Source organism: Kineosporia sp. NBRC 101731, assembly GCF_030269305.1.
In the GTDB taxonomy this organism is placed as follows: domain Bacteria; phylum Actinomycetota; class Actinomycetes; order Actinomycetales; family Kineosporiaceae; genus Kineosporia.
Genome location: NZ_BSTC01000008.1, coordinates 86,153 through 103,309, shown reverse-complemented (window position 1 = coordinate 103,309; position 17,157 = coordinate 86,153). Strand labels below are relative to the sequence as shown.

The following is a 17,157-nucleotide window of genomic DNA, read 5'->3' as shown; positions in this document are numbered from 1 at the left end:
AACCCTGGCCACTCACCCTGAGCAGCCCATCTCGACAGCGCGCAGAAACCTTCACCGGGCATGTCTGAGCGCTGCTGGGTCACGCTGAGAGAGTGTAATGGGTTCCCAGAGTGTCCGCTTCGCCCCACAGAATCCCTTAGCGTGGCACACCGGCCGTGTGTGCGCGACTTTTAATCCGTGAAAAGACCACGGAAAGTTTCGGCTGCATCCGGGTACGTCGTCATCAGCTTGTGCGGGCCGTCATCGCCGTTGAACTCGAAGTAGGCCTGGTAGGCAACCCCGTTGTCCGGATCGGCAATGAACTCCCCCATCTTCTGCAGGTACCAGAGGTCGAGCCCGCCGCCGTGCCCGTCCTGACGTTCCCACAGGCCCCATTCAGGCAGCGACATCGGCTTGCCCCGGTGCCGGGCGAAGTCGGACCAGAACTCCAGTCCCCGTTTGCCGCCGTAGATCGCCTTTTCCCAGGACCGGTGCTGACGCTTCAGGCGGCAGTCGCTGTCGCAGTCGTCCGGGTAGGGGTAGGTGCGCCAGGCGTACGAGACGTCATAGGCGTCGACCCCGATGTAGTCCACGTAGTCGTTGCCTGGGTAGTACTTCACCGCGTCGAACGTGTTCTTGCCGTTGTTGGGGTTCCAGTCGAACTCGAAATGCTGTCCCTCGACCGACCGCATGGTGTCGACGATCTGCTTCCAGTAGGCAATGAACGCGTCCTGGTCGGGAGTGGCCCAGCGTGAGCTCTCCAGGTTGAATTCCCAGCCCAGTCGCAGGATCGCGCGTGGTTGACCGGCTTTCACCAGGTTCTGCGCCAGTTCGCGGTAATGCTCGTCGTACTCCCCGGTGGCACCCCGCTGCACGGTCGCCGAGGCATCACCCGTCGGGAGCAGCGCCACCGAGTACACCGGCCGGTAGCCGGATCCCTTCCAGGTCTGCAGCATGTAGTCCGGGTCGGAGATGTCTTCCCAGGTCTCCCGCGTGGAGAAGTCCACCACCAGGTCGACGTCGCCGCCGAGCCACTGCTGGAAGGCGTCGGCGTCCTCCTTCGAGGTCCCGACGAAGACACCGTTGCGCAAGGGCGGCACGGTGCGCTCGGGAACCGCGCCGGAGGTGGCTTCGTCACCCACGGGATCGCGCTGCCAGAACCAGTATCCGGTCCCGGCGACGACAGCCGCCGCGAGGGTGAGAACGCCCGTCACAAGGGCCAGACGACGCCCGTGACGTTGGAGGAGCTCGAGCATCCGTGTTCAAGCCGATCGGTGTGATGACGCGCAGATATACCCGGTCCACCGGGCAGTTCATCCAGACTGACCGGGAGGGTCGGGCCGGTCAACCGCCACTCAGCGGTGACTCAGCGGTGAGTGGCGGCGGTCGCAAAAAACAAGGAACGGCCACCGGTTCCGGTGACCGTTCCTCATGATCGTAGCTGTCAGAGGTCATTCAGGACTGGTTCACAGGCGACTCAGCGGCGGCGGCCGCGGGACTCGCTCTCTTCCCAGCCCTGGTTGCCCCGGGCGTTGCTGTTGCTCTTGTTCCACGGCAGGTCGGCGTCTTCCGGCCGGCTCTGGCCGCCGTTGTTGTAGTCGCCGCCGTCGTAACCGTTCTGACCGGCGCCGTAGCCCCGGTCATCACCGCCGAGAGCCGGGAACCCGCCCGAGCTGTCGTTGATGATCGGCAGACCGCGCGGGGAGGTGTCGTACATCCGGCCGGGGACCGAGCTCATCTCCGCCCGCTGGCGACGACGGCTGTTCGTCATGTTGGGACGGCGGATGTGGTTGACCAGCACACCGGCCACCGGGATACCGGCGAGACGGCAACGACGCTGGAGCTCTTCGAGGTCGGCCGGGGTGGTGACCTCGTCGATCACCACGACCGCGGCGTCGACCTGGCCGGCGAGCACGAACGAGGCCGAGGACGCCGGCAGCGGCGGGGCGTCGATGAGCACCAGGTCGGTGTCGTCGGGCAGCTGGTCGAGGATCGCCTGCACGTCGGGCACCGGGTGCCCCTGCACCGGCTGCAGCACCTGGAGCCGGATGATGCCGAACTGGGCCCGGGAGGCCGCCTTGCGCTCGACCGCGTGACCGAGGTCGACCCGGCCCTGGGCCAGGTCGTGCAGCGGAACCCGGAGCATGCCCGCGTCGGCCTGGGAGGCCGGGCGAACCGTGTCCTCGATGTTGAGCAGGAACACCCGCCGACCGTGGTCGGCGGCGGCCGCAGCCAGGTTCAGCGCGGTCAGGCTGGAGCCGGCGCCGTCGTGCGGCGCCGTGATCAGGAAGACACCGGGTGCGGTGCCGCGGATGTAGTCGAGGCCGACGGCGGCCATCCGGTAGGCGTCACCCGGTTCGGAGTACGCCGCCGCGATCGCGTCGTCGGCGGAGATCCGGCCGCGGTCGGGCACCTGGGTCAGCACCGGGGCGCCGAAGATGGCACTGGCCTCGGCCGGGCCGACCTTACGACGAGTGAACGACTGCGTGTACAGAGCGTAACCAGTACCGGCGATCAGACCGATCAGGGCCAGGATCAGGGCGTTGCGCACCGGCTGCGGCTCGGAGGCCGAGCCCGGCTCCACCGCTTCCTGCACGTTGCCCACACCGTCGCCGTAGACCGCGGCCGAGGCCGTGACCGCACTGCTCGTGGCCCCGGACTTGCTCGACGCGGTGACCTGGTCGCGCTGGGCCTCCACCTGGGCCAGCCGCACCTTGCGGTAGGCGGCCACGACACCGTCGGCGAGGGCCTTGGCGCCCGCCGGGGTGGCGTCGGTCGCGGAGACCGTGATGACGCTGGCGTCTTCGGAGGTGGTGACCGTGATTTCCTTCGCCAGCGCGGTGGCGCTGCCCTCGAGACCGAGGTCGGTCTTCGCCTGCTCCATGACCTGGTTGGTCTGGATCAGGGCGGCCTGGTTGGCGATATAACGGGTGACGTCGGTGGTCGGGTTCTCGGAGATCGGGTCGAAATCGCCCTGGGCCGAGATGAAAATCGTGGTCTCGGCCGTGTACTTGGCCGACTGCAACTGACTGAGACCGATACCCAGCAGAGCCGCGACCACGACGCAGGCCAGGACCACCCAGCGTTCCCGCACAATGGCGTTCACCAGGCTGGGCGCCTCTTCGGCGGCCGAACTGCCATCGGCCTGCCGCGCCGCCAAGATGTCCTGCACGCGTACTCCTCCTGGTCGCGAAAATCTGTACCGGCCCGCAGCACCCCCCGAGTGCGGCCGAATGGGTAAATGCCCCGCAGCCGGATGGGTTCCTCCACATTGAGCCACCCGGTATCCGTGCGACAGTCTGTCACGAACGCCTAGCCTGGGCGGCAGAGTTGCGCAGCCTTGGGCTATATCGCCCCGATGATTGCGGCGATTGGGTCCGCGACGGCAACACTCGGCCATCAGGCTGTCACGTCGCGCTCAACAACGCTGAGGCACCGAGCCGGTTCACAGGAGGAATGACGTGGAGTCAAGCGCCCAGGACGGCGCCGTACCCGCTTACGAGCTGATCATTGTCAGCTACAACAGCAGGTCCCAGATCGAAGGCCTGCTCGCCGGGCTTCCCAACGACATCCCACTTGCCGTCGTGGACAACGCACGGGGTGCGGACGGCTTGCGCGACCTGATCCGCGACCGCCCCAACGCGCGTTACCTGGAAGGCGCGGGACAGGGTTTCGCCACCGCGGCGAACCTCGGCGCCCGTAGCTCCGCGTACGAGTATGTGATCTTCGTCAACCCGGACACCCGTCCCACGGTGACCGGGCTCGAGACGCTGGTCTCCCAGCTCGCGGCCGAGCCGAACATCGCCTCCTCGGCAGCCACCACGGTGGGCGCCGACGGGTCGGTGGAGATCGGCACGGGTGGCTGGGAGCCCACCGTGCGGCGCGCCGTGATCCACTCGATCGGGCTGCACAAGATCGCCCCTCAGGCGGGCCTGTTCGCCCGTCCACGGCCCTATCTCCCGATCCGGGTGGACTGGACCACCGGGGCCTGCATGGCCGTGCGGGTCAGCACGTTCGTCGACCTCGGCGGCTTCGACGAGCAGTTCTTCGTCTACAACGAGGACGTCGCGTTCGGCCGGGCGGTGCGCGAGAAGAACATGACCCAGGCATTGCGCACCGACGTGCTGGTGCAGCATGCGGCCGGTAACTCCGGCGCCCCGTCGAAGGAGATGCTGCGCCTGCGGGGTGCGTCGATGGCGCGCTACGTGGCCCAGCACAACAACCTGCAGAACGCCCGCGCCATCCGCCTGGCCCTCACCTTCGGCTACGGCCTGCGGGTGCTGGCCGCCCTGGCCAAGGGCGACAAGTCCCGGGCGCAGGAGCACTGGAGTTACATCCTCGGCGTGACCAGCGGCCGGGCCAGTGTGGCCGGCCGGACGGTGACCCGGGCGTGAGCGAGACCCCCAGAAACGGGGAAGGTCCCCGGCCCGGCGGCGGTATGCCGCCGGGCCGGCCCGGCCGGCCCGGTGTGCCACCGACCGGCGGCACCCCGCACCAACCCTGGCGGGCGTTCGACGGCGGCGGTACCGGAATGGTCCGCAAGGTGCGACAGCGCTGGCGCCGCGACCGTTCCAGCCCGCAGCCCAGCCTCGACGCGCTGGCCGCCTACGACGAGCGTTCCGACCGGCTGCGGCTGGTCGAGGCCGTGGGTCCGACCAAGCAGGTCAGCGAGGAGAACCGGCGGTACATCCTCCGCCTGCTCAAGATCACCCTGCTGGTCTGCATCGTCGGTATGCGGTTCGCGATCCCGCTGGGCAGCTTCCCGATCCCCCTGCCGCTGGTGGCCATGTACGTCTTCGTCGTGCTGGCCCGCCTGCGGGGCGGTGTGCGCTACAACCGGGTGCGCACCGAGCTGTTCATCGCCTCGGCGGCGCTGATCGTGCTGGCGACCTACCTGAGCCAGTTCTTCGGCAACTCGATCTCGCTGAACTCGGTCCTGCTGCTGCTGGTTCTGTGGATGCCCTGGGTGTTCTGCGTCAGCATCCAGTTCCGCGACCTGTTCGTGCCGCTGGCCCGCTTCTACACGCGGATCATGCTGGTCGCGGCCGTGGTCGGGGTGTTCCAGCTGGGCTCGCAGTACGCCGGGGTCTGGGTCTACACCGACTACCTGCTGAAGTTCGTCCCGGAGAACTTCCTCATCCAGGACTACAACGTCTCGTACGAACTGGCCTGGAACGACCCCACCACGAAGGCGAACGCGTTCGTCTTCCTGGAGCCCTCGTTCCTGTGTCAGTACCTGGCGCTCGCGCTGGTGATCGCGCTGCTCATCCGCGCCCCCGCGTGGCAGCCGGCCCTGCTCGGCATCGGCATGGCCTCCACGCTGTCCGGTACCGGCATCATCCTGCTCGTCGTCGCGGTCGGACTGATGGTCGTCGTGGCCCCCAACCGCATCCGCCCGGCCTACGTCCTGGCCGGGGCGGTGGGTCTGGCCATCGTCTTCGCGACGCCGGCGGCGAACATCCTGCTCGACCGGCGCAGCGAGACGTCCCAGGAGGGTTCCTCGGGCTACATCCGGTTCGTCCAGCCGTACACCGAGGTGTCGGCCGGGCTGTCGGACAATCCGACCCGGCTCTTCGTCGGGGCCGGGCCGGGTTCCGCCGACCGGCTGCTGACCTCGTTCCGCTCGGGGGGTGACGCGGTGGTCTACACCATCGCCCCCAAGCTGGCCTTCGAGTACGGCCTGGTGGCGATGGTCGTGTTCGTCGCCTTCCTGATGGTGAGCGTGTACCGCGGACCACCGATCCCGGTGCTGCCGACGGCCATGCTGTTCATGATCTTCTTCCTGTCCGGGAGTTTGCTCCAGGCACACACCGTCGCCCTGGCCTGGCTCCTGACCAGCCTCTGGGGGCCACCCGTCACCGTGGGGGTCTCCGACGCCCTGGCCGCGGTGATGCGGCGGGACCGAGATCAGGTGCCGGTGGCCTAGTCCCCGGCGACCACACGAATGAGGGACGCCGGTCAGCTCGCGAGCTGACCGGCGTCCCTCATTCGTGTGGTCGCCCCCCAAACCTTTCGTGATCATGCAAAACCTCCCCGGAGTTCTAGAACTCTCCTTCGGATCACGCCGAGAGCTGCGCAGGTGCCCGGTGAGCGGGCTGGGCGTGGCCCGGTGGGGCCCCTCGTAGCGGTTCCTCCGTGGGGCCACGCCGGACGCCTACTGCGGCTCACCGGGTGCCCCGCAGTAGGCGACGATCCGCCGGACAGTTCTAGAACGCTGGGGAGGTTTTGCATGATCACGGAGGAAGTTGGGTGGGCCGCCCCCTGGGCCGGACGGGGTGGACGGGGCGGACGGCGTGGTGCCGGCGTCAGCGGCCCTGGTGCTCCGGGTCGGGGAACGGCCAGGAGTTCCGGCCGCCGTGGGGAGGCTTCTCCTCGGGGTGGCGGTCGTCCGCGTAACGGTCGTCCGCGTAACGATTGTCGTAACCCTGGCCCGGCTGCGAGGGCTCCCGGGGGAGTTCCTCGATGAAGGGCACCGTGGGCTCGGCCGGGTCGAACGTGCCCCGGGACGGCGGCGGTGCGGCCTGGCCGGAGTGCCAGTCCTGACGGAACTGCACGGTCTCCTCGGAGGCCGGGAATCCGCCGGAGGAGTCCGGGCGCGGGCGGGGATCCGGGCGCTGGCTGGGGTCCGCCCAATTCTGCTGGTGTGCCTGCTGCTGGTAGGCCTGTTGTTGGTAGGCCCGTTGTTGGCGCGGCTGATGTTCCGGTGCCCAGGGTTCCTCGGCCTGCTGGCCGCCGTAGATGCCCTCCGGCTCCTCGCGGGTCCAGCGGTCCTGCTCGTCCTGGTCCCAGAAGGCCTGACGATCGTGCGGACCGCCCTGGGGGTCGTGGCGGAACTCGTGATCGCGGCCGTGGGGCTGATCGCCGCCCGACGGGGCGTCCGGGCCGGTCTCGTTCTCCTCGTCGACCCAGTCCCGGGGCATGCGGTCGGCCCGGACGAAGATCCACCAGCACATCACGAAGCCGGTGATCTGGGCGATGGCCATGCCCCAGGCCGCACCGGGGGCGCTCCAGACCGCACCCAGCCCGGCGCCCAGCCCGAGCATGAGCGGCGCCTGGATGAAGGTGACCCGCAGCATCTGGTCGGCCCGGCGCAGGGCCTTCAGACCGAGGCTGGCGCCCAGCACGAACCCGACCGTGACGGTGATGATGCCCATCGGCAGCATCACGTCACGGGCGTTGCCCCAGCTGTCCCCCAGGAACTGACGGCCGATCGAGGTGGGCACCACCAGAAGGATCAGCACCCAGACACTGGCCATGCCACCGATGCCCGCGCTCAGCAGGAGGGCCTGCTTCACCAGGGAACGCCCGGTGAGGGCGGTGCGGGCGAGTACCGGCAGGCCGAACGAGGAGATTCCGGAGAACAGCAGGTTCAGGGGGCCGAGCAACGACTGCGCGGCCCGGATGGCACCGATGGCCAAGGTGCCGACGATGCCGGTGATCACGTAGCTGACCAGGGTGGTGGCGCCCTGGTTGAGCGAGAAGTCGGCGCCCATCTTGAGGTTGATGTCGCGGGTCTCGCGGTACCAGGCCACGGCCTCGAACGGGTCGGGCACCACCCGGGTCTGCAGGATGCCGATGAGTGCGGCAACCAGGCCGCCGGCGCCCCAGGCCAGGGTGATCAGGAAGACCGACGGACTGTCGGAGGTCAGCAGCACCCCGAGCAGGGCGAACTGGATCACGGTGCGCACGCCGTCGTTGATGGTGGCGGTGCGAGGACGACCCTCGGCGAAGAAGGTGCTGCGCCAGGTCTCCTGCAGCATCAGTCCGGGCATCGCAAGGCCGAGACCGAGGATGCCGGCGGCACTCTGCTTGTCGAGGAAGATCGAGGCGACGCCGCAGACCACGGCGGCGATCACGCCGAAGCTGATGGCCGCACCGGTGGCCTGGCGGGACGCCCGGCGGCGGGTGTGCCGGTCGGCGTCGGTGAACCGGACCACGTAGGGGTCGCCGACCATGGCCCGGCCGAGGCCGATCAGGAAGGTGAAGGTGACCAGCATCAGGCTGAACGAACCGAAGTCGTCCTCCGACACCTCACGTGCGACCACGATCGACAGCGCGAAGTTGGCCAGGCTGGACAGGGCCTGGTCGGCGAAGGTCCAGATGATACGGCTGCGGTTGGAGGGGGCGTCGTCGAGATCCGGCTCCAGGTCGGCCTCGTCCGCCCGCACATGCCTACCGGTTACGGCCACGGGTCACCTGCTGATCGGCGGGTGCCTGACTCGGGGGCGCCGCTGCGGCCGGACATTCACGCACACCTTTCGGATCGCGGTCGACGGGCCCGGGACAGGACCGCCGAACGATCGACCGGCACGTCTATGAGCGGTTCGATCGGCGCTGCCAGCCCCCTTACTGGAGCGCAGCCGGAAATCACCACAGGGAGCTTCCGGCGCCCCAGCCTACCTTTACGTCCCGTCAGATACGCCCGTTTCTCTCCGTTGCACCTGTTCGGCGCCGTCTGACTACGGAAACGAACATCAACGAGACCTAAAGGGCTGATTACATCGTCCAAACGGATGAGGAGCACTCAATCGCCCCTTGAACCGCAGATCGGGAGCATTAACTATGACGGCAGACTCTCAGGCCGCTCTCAGTTGGCCTTAGGGTGTGCGTGCAAGTCTTTAAGAGTAAGTTTCACGTGTGTTGCCTACGGAGAGGCCTGATCTGAAATGCCGTCTGTGAGCGTGGTGATCGCCTGCCGTAACGCCGCCGACACTCTCGGCATCCAGCTCGAGGCCCTGTCCCGGCAGCAGTACGACGGCGACTGGGACGTGATCATCAGTGACAACGGGTCGACTGACCATACACGGGTCGTAGCCCAACGTTACGAGAGTGTTCTTAACCTTCGCATCATCGACTCCTCCGACCGGCCCGGCGCCGGCCACGCCCGCAACGTGGCCGCCCACGCATCGAAGGCCGACTTCCTCGCCTTCTGCGACGCCGACGACGAGGTGGCCGACGACTGGCTGATCCAGATGATGGCCGCGCTGGAGCGCAACCCCTTCGTGGCCGGCCGCTTCGAGTCTCGCAAGCTCAACTCCGAGCGGGTCTGGCGCTCGCGCCCCCTGCAGCAGAGCACCGGGCTCCAGGAGTCCCCCTTCGGCCCGGGCCTACCGCACGCCGGCGCCGGCAACATGGGCATCAAGCGGGAGACCTTCCTGACCGTCGGCGGCTTCGACCAGGCGGTCGGCACCCTGGAAGACACCGACCTGTGCTGGCGGGTGCAGCTCTCCGGCACGCCCCTGATCTTCGGCCCCGACGTCGTGATGCACGTGCGACTGCGGACCTCGTTCAGCAAGATGTGGCGCCAGGGCTGGTCGTACGGCCACGCCGCGGCCCTGCTCGAGCGCCGCTACGGCAACAAGCCGATCGCCAGCGTCACGGCCGTCACCACGTCCATCGCCGTGATCAAGGCCTCGCAGGTGGCCGAGTCCCAGCACCCCTCCAGCCCCGTCGCCTCCGCGCTGAAGCTGGTGCGGGAGAACCCGACGCCCGGCGCCCTGCTGTGGGCCCTCGGCTGGCACGTCGGCCACCGCGCCTACCAGGACGACGAACTGCCGCCCCTGCCCGCGCTGCCGGCCACGGCCAACCCGTCCGACAACCGGCTGCGCCAGGCCGGCTGAGACCTCGCTGCACGACTGAGGGCGCCTCCCCGCTGGGGAGGCGCCCTCAGTCGTTCTGCGAGGCGTGCGGGCCGCCTTACCCGGGTCGCCCTACTCGGGTGACGTACGAGCCGCCCCTTCTCCGAGCGGGGAGACGCCGGGGGTCAGCGGGCCAGGAAGTCCAGCAGGGGCTGGAGGGTGACGTCCCAGGAGTAGTGCTTGCGCACCCAGTCCTGGGCCAGGGCCGATGTGTCCCGGGGGGCGCGCAGGCGGGCCACCACGATGTCGGCGAACAGCTGGGGGTCGATGGCCAGGCGTTCGACCAGCTCGGAGGGGATGTCCTCGAGGCCCGAGGCGCCGACGTCGGTCGAGACGATGTCGATGCCCGCGGCCAGGTACTCCAGGATCTTGATCCGCGAGCCACCACCGGCCAGCAGCGGCACGATGCCCATCACGTGCGCGTCGAGCACGGGCGCCATCACCGGCGGGTTGGCCAGCAGCGTGATGCCCTCGGGCGCACAGGCCGCGGTGACCTCCTTGCCGGGGTTGCGGCCGGCGATCGTGACCGTGGCGTCCGGCATCTGGGCCCGGATGAGCGGCCACACCTTCTCGGAGAACCAGACGATGCCGTCGATGTTCGGCTCCCAGTCCAGGGCGCCGGAGAAGACCATCGAGTTCGCCGGACGCTTGCCCGAGGGCGTGACCTGCCCGGCGAAGATGCCGTTCTTGCAGACGATCCCGCCGCGCTTGGCGTTCAGGGCGCGGGAGTCGGCCTCGGTGCAGACGACGACCGGGTAGTGGTCGGCCACGTGCGCCTCGAGGTGACGCAGCAGCCGCACCTCGGCGTTCATCGCGAGCCGGGACTTGGCCGAGGTGGCCAGCTGGGCACGCTGGTTCATCAGGTCGGACTCGATGTTGTGCATGCTGACCACGACCTGGTCGCAGCCGGAGGCCACCTCGTCGGTCAGGCCGGCCAGCGCGGTGTGGTCGATGATGCCGACGTCGTACCGGCCCTCGGCGGCGTTCCACAGATTGTCCAGCAGCTTCGAACCACCGGTGCGGATACCGCTGAGCGACTTGTACCGCCAGGTGGTGCGCAGCTGGCGCAGCGCGTCGCCGCCCGACGCGCGGCCCGGGTGCTCTTCGAGCGGTCGGCCCGGCCCCTTCGCCACAACGCCCTCGGGACTGACAACGGTGGTGTCGTACCGGGTGGCGAGGGTCTCCAGCAGGGCCAGGGTGCGCAGGGTGCCGCCCGAGGTCGGGACCGTGGAGAACTCCTTGGTCACCAGCAGACAGCGGGGGGTGCCGGCGGAGCCGGGCGCGGGAACGTCAGTCGTGGGCACCCCCAGACCCTAACGACTGCTGAGACCGGGTGTGGCCCCAGAGGCCGCTCTTCCTACGGTCGGGCGCCTGGATCGCGACCGTTGAGCTCCTCGGTCAGCGCCCTTCTCCTGAGCTGCCCCCCGGACTAAAGTCCCGGTCCACCAAGGGGTGACGAACTCCACGACCAGACCCACCCCGAATGGGTCACTGTGCCCGAAACACGTGCGGTCTATCCTCCAACTGTCAAACGGACGATCAAGACAGGATCAAGCCCATGGTCCCTCAGGACGGCACGTCATGACCCAGGCCCAGCCCGCGGTCACCGTCTGCATCCCCACTTTCAACCGGCGTGAGCTGCTGAGCCGAAGTCTGGGGAGTGTGCTCGACCAGTCGTTCGAGGACGTCGAGATCATCGTCTCGGACAACGCCTCCACCGACGACACCGAGGACTACGTCCGCTCGATCGGCGACCCCCGCATCCGTTACGACCGGCTGCCCTCGAACATCGGCCTGTTCGGAAACCTGTCGCGCTGCCTCACGCTGGGCACGGGCCGCTACCGGGTGATGCTGCCGGACGACGACAGCATGCTGCCGGGCAACCTGGAGGCCAAGGTCGCCTTCCTCGACGCCCATCCGTCCGCGGGACTGGTGCACTCCGCGTTCCGGCACCTGGACGACGGCCCCACACCGGTCGGCGAGACCCAGAACTGGTCCCGGCTGGAACGCGACACCCTGGAGACCGGCCTGGCCTTCCTGCGGCGTTCCCTGGCCGTCGGCGGCATCGTCTGTGTCTCCTCGGTGATGACGCGCAGTTCGATGGTCGCCGGAGAGCGCTTCGACATCTCCGACGGCCCGTACGCCGACATCGCCCTGTGGTGCCGTATCGCCAGCCGCTCCGACGTCGGCTTCCTGGCCGCGCCGCTGTCCGGTTACATGGTGCACGGCGGCTCGGCCAGCTCCGGCTTCCAGCTGGTGCAGGTCAACGGCGGCCAGCACCAGATGACCGCGCAGCACGCCGACGCCACCCTGCAGGCGCACGGCCGCTTCGTGCAGCGCGCCGACATCTCCCCCGCACTGCGCGCCGAACTGGCCGCGATCGTGGCCGAGGCCGACCGGCGCATGCGCCTGACCGTGCTGGCCAACCGCACCATCCCGCCGAACGCCCTGCGGATGATCAAGCAGGCTGTCGGATGGGGAAAGGGCAGCGCCCTGCACAACCGCCTCTCCCTGGACGGCAACACCTCCGGAGGTCCGGGGGCCATCGCGTGAGCGACACGTCCACCGATACGCCGGACGCCACTACCCCGGACGCCGCGGCGATCGAGGCCGACGTCTGCATCGTGGGAGCCGGCCCGGCCGGGCTCTCGGTCGCGACGGTGCTCGCCGGCTCGGGTGTGCGCGTCGTGCTGCTCGAGGGCGGCGCCGAGGCCACCTGGCGGCAGCTGACCGAGGTGAGCGCCGAGGGCGACGACCCCTACCCCCAGGGCAGCATCTCCGAGACCCGGGGCTCGGGCATCGGTGGCACGGCCGGTCAGTGGAGCTACCGGATGTCCAACGTGGACGCCGACGCCGAGGCCGGGGAGCGCGGTTGCCGTTACGCGCCGATGGACGCGATCGACTTCGAGCAGCGCGAGGCCGTACCGCACTCGGGCTGGCCCCTGACCCGCTCCGATCTGGACCCCTGGTACGCCAAGGCGCAGCGCATCGCCGGCCTGGGTGAGTTCGCCTACCACCCGAACTCCTGGAGTACCCCGCAGGCCCAGCCGCTGGAGCTCGACCCGTCGCTGGTCGAGACCCAGATGTTCCAGTTCGCACCGGCCTCGGTCTGGGTGAACCGGGCCGCGGGGGCGCTGCGCTCCGCGATCGGGGTGCTCGTGCTCACCGACGCCAACGTGACCCGGCTGGAGGTGGACGCCGAGGGCACCACCGTGACCGGCGTCCACTTCGCCCGCTCCACCGGCGCCGGCGGCACCGTCCGCTCCCGCGCGGTCGTGCTGGCGGCCGGGGGCATCGAGACCGCCCGGCTGCTGCTGATGTCCGACGACCGTGTCCCCGGCGGCCTGGGCAATGCCAAGGATCAGGTCGGCCGCTACTGGATGGAGCACCCGCTGGTGCGCGGCGGCATGCTGGTCGCCCGGTCCGGCGTGTCCCTGGCCGAACGCCTGAAGCTCTACGACGCGCACTGGCAGGGCTCGACCAAGGTGATGGCCAAGCTCTCCGTCGCGCCCGAACGGATGCGCAAGGAAGGGCTGCTCTCCACCAGCTGCCTGTTCCTGCCCCGGCACGAAGCCCTCGCGGGCAGCGCCGTCCAGGCCTACACCGAGATCCGCAGCCCTTCCGGCCGCGGCTCGGGACTGGTGCATCAGGCGGCGCTGGGCGCCCGTATCGCCCTGGGAGCGACTCATCTGCTGACCGCCCGCAAGGCGATGGCCGACCAGCCGGGCCTGGACCACTCCGGCTGGTCCCGGCAGCCCGACGTGGGCCGCTTCCGGGTCTTCGAGATCCTGCACCAGACCGAGCAGTCGCCCGACCCGGACAACCGCGTGGTGCTCGACCGCAGCGCCACCGACCGGTTCGGCCGGCCGCTGCCGGTCCTGCACTGGAACTGGAGCGCGCCGGACCGGGAGCGCATCACCCGCTCCCGCGACCTCTACGGCGAGGCCTTCGCCGCGGCCGGACTGGGCGACTTCGTGCAGACCGACTGGGACAACGGCCACCCGCGGATGATCGGCGGCAACCACCACCACCTGGGTGGCGTGCGGATGTCGGCCGACCCGGGCACCGGCGTGGTCGACGTCAACGCCCGGGTGCACGGCACGGCCAACCTGTTCGTGGCCGGCAGTTCGGTGTTCCCGACCGGCGGATCGGTGAACCCGACGCTGACGATCGTGGCCCTCTCACTGCGCCTGGGCGCCCACCTGGTGAAGGAACTGCCCACCCTGCGCTAGACGAGAACGTCGAGGGGCCCGGCACACTCCTGTGCCGGGCCCCTCGACGTTCGTCCATGTTCTACGGGTTGCGGAGCTCACCCTCGGAGACACCGTCGACGAACGCCGACCACTCTCCCCGGGTGAAACGCAGCACGGGCCCCTGGGGGTCTTTGCTGTCACGCAGAGCTACACGACCTTCACCCAGGAATGCGACTTCTACGCAATTCCCATTCACACCGGAGCGGCTGGACTTGATCCAGACGACATCGGTCAGCTCGTCAGTTCGCATTGCCCTGTTCCGTCCTTCATCGCAGTCGGTCGCTCACCATGCGTGCCGATTCGGCAGGTGATGCGGCCGTGGCCCGCAAATGGTCGAAGGCCACAGTACAGGCCCGGACCTCGTCCTCCGTCTCCCGAAACATGCTCCCCGCCATGGTTTCGACACAGGCAACCGTGGGATCGGGGTCAGGGAAGTCGAGCAGCGAGAAGGAACCGAGCATGCCGACATGGGAACCGGCGGAGAATGGCACGACCTGGAAAGTCACGTTCGGCAATTCCATCATCGACAGCAAGTGTTCAAATTGATCACGCATCACATCAGGCCCTCCGACCATCCGATGCAACACGGCTTCATCGACAATGGCCCACAACGCGAGGGGATTACTGCGCGTTAACAAGTCCTGACGCCCGACCCGGATCTTGGCCTGGAGATCGATCTGGTCGACCGGCATCAGCGGCATCTGCCCGGCCGAACTGGCCACGATGTAGCCCGCGGTCTGCAACAGGCCGGGAACCAGCAGCGACTCGTAGTTCCGCACCGAGGCGGCCTCCGACTCAAGCTGGATGTACATGCTGTATTCCTCCGGGATCGACCCGGCGTACGGCTGCACCCAGCCCTTCTCCCCGGCCGCCTTGAGCAGGGCGAACAGCGCGTCCCGCTCTTCCGGGGCAACCTGGTAGAGCTCCAGCAGACTGGTCAGCGTGCGGCGTTGCGGGCGCCCCTTGGCGGTCTCGAGCCGGTACAGCGTGGCGACATTGATGTCGGTGCGCCCGGCGACGTCCTCGCGGCTCATGCCGGCTGCGCCCCGCAGCCTGCGCAATTCACTCGCGAGTCTGCGCATGCGGACGGTCGGCGGCGTGCGCGGAGCCATGGACCTCATCCTTTCGGTCAGGTGTTTCGCCGGACAAGCACAAAATGAGTTTGCAATCCTTGCATTTACTCGTCGGTCACTCGTATTGTTACGGCATGGCGCGGGGATGAACGAGTCCCTCCCGTTCACCCCGCGCCCACCAAACTTCTTCCCGTGACCGTCCCGGGAGCCCTCGCCTCATGACGTTCCTTCCGGGCCCTCCGGCCCTACCATTCGGTGCGACTTCGGTACACCCCCTGGTGAGACCAGAAATCTGCCCGGATACGCTTGCCTTACCGACGCGCTGGACGATGCTGACCGACCGCGTCACACCGCAGCCCGCCCGGCCGGCCACGGCCCACCGGTAGATGCCGCGGTGTCCCAGCCAGCGACGAACGGCGCTCACCGCACCGCTCAACGCTGGTGGCACCAACTGGACGTCGCAGCCCCGTCCGGACCGACCGGCAAGATGCACGGTAATTCCGTGCGCCGAGCGGTCGCCGGAAGTGGCACAGGACACAGAGGTCCGTCGCCGAGGGCTCAACTCGATGCCGAGACCCGCCGACCAACAGCCCACAGGGGCAGTCGGCGAAGCGACGACGATGTCGCCAAACCGGCCGTGAACAGCGATGACGTGATGGTGCGCACATCTGCCGGGCGAATCGGGCAGGGCGGCACAAACCCGTGCCGCCGACTGTTCCAGATGATGCCAATGCAAGACTGAGCGCACGTGGCAAGACCTTCGGGAGTGGAAAAAGACACGATGTCGAACCAGCCTGCACAGCCCCGCGACGCTGCCGCCAAGCCGGCCCGCGAGCGGGTCGTCATCATCGGTTCCGGTTTCGGTGGCCTGTTCGCCGCCCGCAAGCTGGCCCACACAGATGTCGACGTCACGATCATCGCCAAGACCTCGCACCACCTCTTCCAGCCGTTGCTCTACCAAGTGGCGACCGGCGTGCTGTCGCAGGGCGAGATCGCCCCGGCCACCCGGGAGATCCTGCGCGGGCAGAAGAACGCCCGGGTCATGCTCGGTGACGTGACGCAGATCGACGTGGACGCGAAGACCGTCACCTCCCAGTCGCCGGTCGGCGAGGTCGCGACCTCGTACGACACGCTCGTCGTGGCCGCCGGCGCCGGTCAGTCGTACTTCGGGAACGATCACTTCTCCGAGTTCGCCCCGGGCATGAAGAGCATCGACGACGCCCTCGAACTGCGCGGCCGGATCTTCGGCGCCTTCGAGATGGCCGAGGTGCTGGAAGACCCGGAAGAGATCCAGCAGTGGCTGACCTTCGTCGTGGTCGGCGCGGGCCCCACCGGTGTGGAGATGGCCGGCCAGATCGCCGAGCTGGCCCACAGCACGCTGAAGCGGGACTTCCGCCGCATCGACCCGACCAAGGCGCGCGTGCTGCTGCTCGACGCCGCCCCGGCCGTGCTGCCGCCGTTCGGCGAGAAGCTCGGCAAGAAGGCCCAGAGCCAGCTCGAGCGCATGGGCGTCGAGGTCCAGCTCGACGTCAAGGTCGTGAACGTGGACGAGGAGGGTGTCGACGTGATCGACCCCGACGGCAGTCCCCGTCGTATCGAGACGCGCACCAAGGTGTGGGCCGCCGGTGTGCAGGCCTCGCCGCTGGGCAAGCAGCTTGCCGAGCAGACCGGCGCCGAGACCGACCGCGCCGGTCGCGTCATGGTCGAGGACGACTGCACCCTCCCCGGTCATCCGGAGATCTTCGTGATCGGCGACATGATGTCGCTCAAGCGGTACCCCGGTGTGGCGCAGGTCGCGATGCAGCAGGGCAAGTACGCCGCCAAGACGATCACGCACCGGATCAAGCACCCGGGCGGCGAGAAGCTTCCGGCGTTCGAGTACTTCGACAAGGGCAGCATGGCCACCGTCTCCCGCTTCCACGCGGTGGCCAAGATCAACGACCGCATCCAGCTCTCCGGGTTCTTCGCCTGGCTGGCGTGGCTGGGTGTGCACATCGTGTACCTGATCGGGTTCAAGAACCGCGTCACCACGCTATTGCACTGGACGGTCACCTTCATCGGCCGTGGCCGGTCCGAGCGCGCCGTCACCGACCAGCAGGTCGTGGCCCGCATGGCTCTGCACCGGGAGAAACTCGCGACCGAGGCCGAGCAGGCCCAGACCGCCGAGAACGGCGCCGCATAGGTCGCACCAGCACGACGGAGGGCGCCGGGCTC

The 17,157-nt window shown here is 68.6% G+C and carries 12 protein-coding genes; 6 read left to right on the top strand and 6 right to left on the bottom strand.

What is annotated here, in order from left to right; genetic code table 11:
* Nucleotides 1-170: 170 nt before the first annotated feature.
* Nucleotides 171-1,235 (bottom strand): glycosyl hydrolase, encoded by a 1,065-nt coding sequence (locus QSK05_RS22180; protein ID WP_285599207.1) that lies wholly within the window; start codon nt 1,233-1,235, stop codon nt 171-173.
* Between the two features lie 221 nt (nt 1,236-1,456).
* On the bottom strand, nt 1,457-3,151 hold the full coding sequence (locus QSK05_RS22175; protein WP_285599206.1) for a Wzz/FepE/Etk N-terminal domain-containing protein: 1,695 nt from the start codon (nt 3,149-3,151) through the stop codon (nt 1,457-1,459).
* A gap of 289 nt (nt 3,152-3,440) precedes the next feature.
* Between QSK05_RS22175 and QSK05_RS22170 the strand changes: the two genes are divergently transcribed.
* Nucleotides 3,441-4,373, top strand: a complete 933-nt coding sequence (locus tag QSK05_RS22170) for a glycosyltransferase (protein ID WP_285599205.1) — start codon at nt 3,441-3,443, stop codon at nt 4,371-4,373.
* Nucleotides 4,370-5,905: a hypothetical protein gene (locus QSK05_RS22165; RefSeq protein WP_285599204.1), complete on the top strand. Its 1,536-nt coding sequence runs from the start codon at nt 4,370-4,372 to the stop codon at nt 5,903-5,905. Before QSK05_RS22170 ends, QSK05_RS22165 begins: the two co-directional genes overlap by 4 nt.
* A 379-nt stretch (nt 5,906-6,284) precedes the next feature.
* Here QSK05_RS22165 and QSK05_RS22160 read toward each other — a convergent pair whose 3' ends face one another.
* Nucleotides 6,285-8,168, bottom strand: a complete 1,884-nt coding sequence (locus QSK05_RS22160; protein WP_285599203.1) for an MATE family efflux transporter — start codon at nt 8,166-8,168, stop codon at nt 6,285-6,287.
* A gap of 486 nt (nt 8,169-8,654) precedes the next feature.
* On the opposite strand from QSK05_RS22160, the gene QSK05_RS22155 reads away from it, so the two are divergent.
* A complete protein-coding gene (locus tag QSK05_RS22155) occupies nt 8,655-9,599 on the top strand; it encodes a glycosyltransferase family 2 protein (protein ID WP_285599202.1) in 945 nt (314 codons plus the stop codon).
* A gap of 143 nt (nt 9,600-9,742) precedes the next feature.
* Here the strand turns inward: QSK05_RS22155 and QSK05_RS22150 are convergent, their stop codons facing one another.
* Nucleotides 9,743-10,921, bottom strand: a complete 1,179-nt coding sequence (locus QSK05_RS22150; RefSeq protein WP_285599201.1) for a glycosyltransferase — start codon at nt 10,919-10,921, stop codon at nt 9,743-9,745.
* Between the two features lie 277 nt (nt 10,922-11,198).
* Between QSK05_RS22150 and QSK05_RS22145 the strand changes: the two genes are divergently transcribed.
* Together QSK05_RS22145 and QSK05_RS22140 are read left to right on the top strand one after the other, a co-directional pair.
* Nucleotides 11,199-12,170 (top strand): glycosyltransferase family 2 protein, encoded by a 972-nt coding sequence (locus tag QSK05_RS22145; protein ID WP_285599200.1) that lies wholly within the window; start codon nt 11,199-11,201, stop codon nt 12,168-12,170.
* Entirely contained in the window at nt 12,167-13,849 is a 1,683-nt protein-coding gene (locus QSK05_RS22140; protein ID WP_285599199.1) for an FAD-dependent oxidoreductase, read from the top strand. The genes QSK05_RS22145 and QSK05_RS22140 overlap by 4 nt, the downstream gene beginning before the upstream one ends.
* Before the next feature lie 61 nt (nt 13,850-13,910).
* Here QSK05_RS22140 and QSK05_RS22135 read toward each other — a convergent pair whose 3' ends face one another.
* Together QSK05_RS22135 and QSK05_RS22130 are read right to left on the bottom strand one after the other, a co-directional pair.
* Nucleotides 13,911-14,120 (bottom strand): DUF397 domain-containing protein, encoded by a 210-nt coding sequence (locus QSK05_RS22135; RefSeq protein WP_285599198.1) that lies wholly within the window; start codon nt 14,118-14,120, stop codon nt 13,911-13,913.
* Nucleotides 14,121-14,136: 16 nt separating this feature from the next.
* The gene (locus tag QSK05_RS22130) at nt 14,137-14,982 is read right to left on the bottom strand and encodes a helix-turn-helix domain-containing protein (RefSeq protein ID WP_285599197.1); all 846 of its coding nucleotides are present in this window, start codon (nt 14,980-14,982) and stop codon (nt 14,137-14,139) included.
* A 742-nt stretch (nt 14,983-15,724) separates the two neighbouring features.
* On the opposite strand from QSK05_RS22130, the gene QSK05_RS22125 reads away from it, so the two are divergent.
* The gene (locus tag QSK05_RS22125; RefSeq protein WP_285599196.1) at nt 15,725-17,125 is read left to right on the top strand and encodes an NAD(P)/FAD-dependent oxidoreductase; all 1,401 of its coding nucleotides are present in this window, start codon (nt 15,725-15,727) and stop codon (nt 17,123-17,125) included.
* Nucleotides 17,126-17,157: the final 32 nt, after the last annotated feature.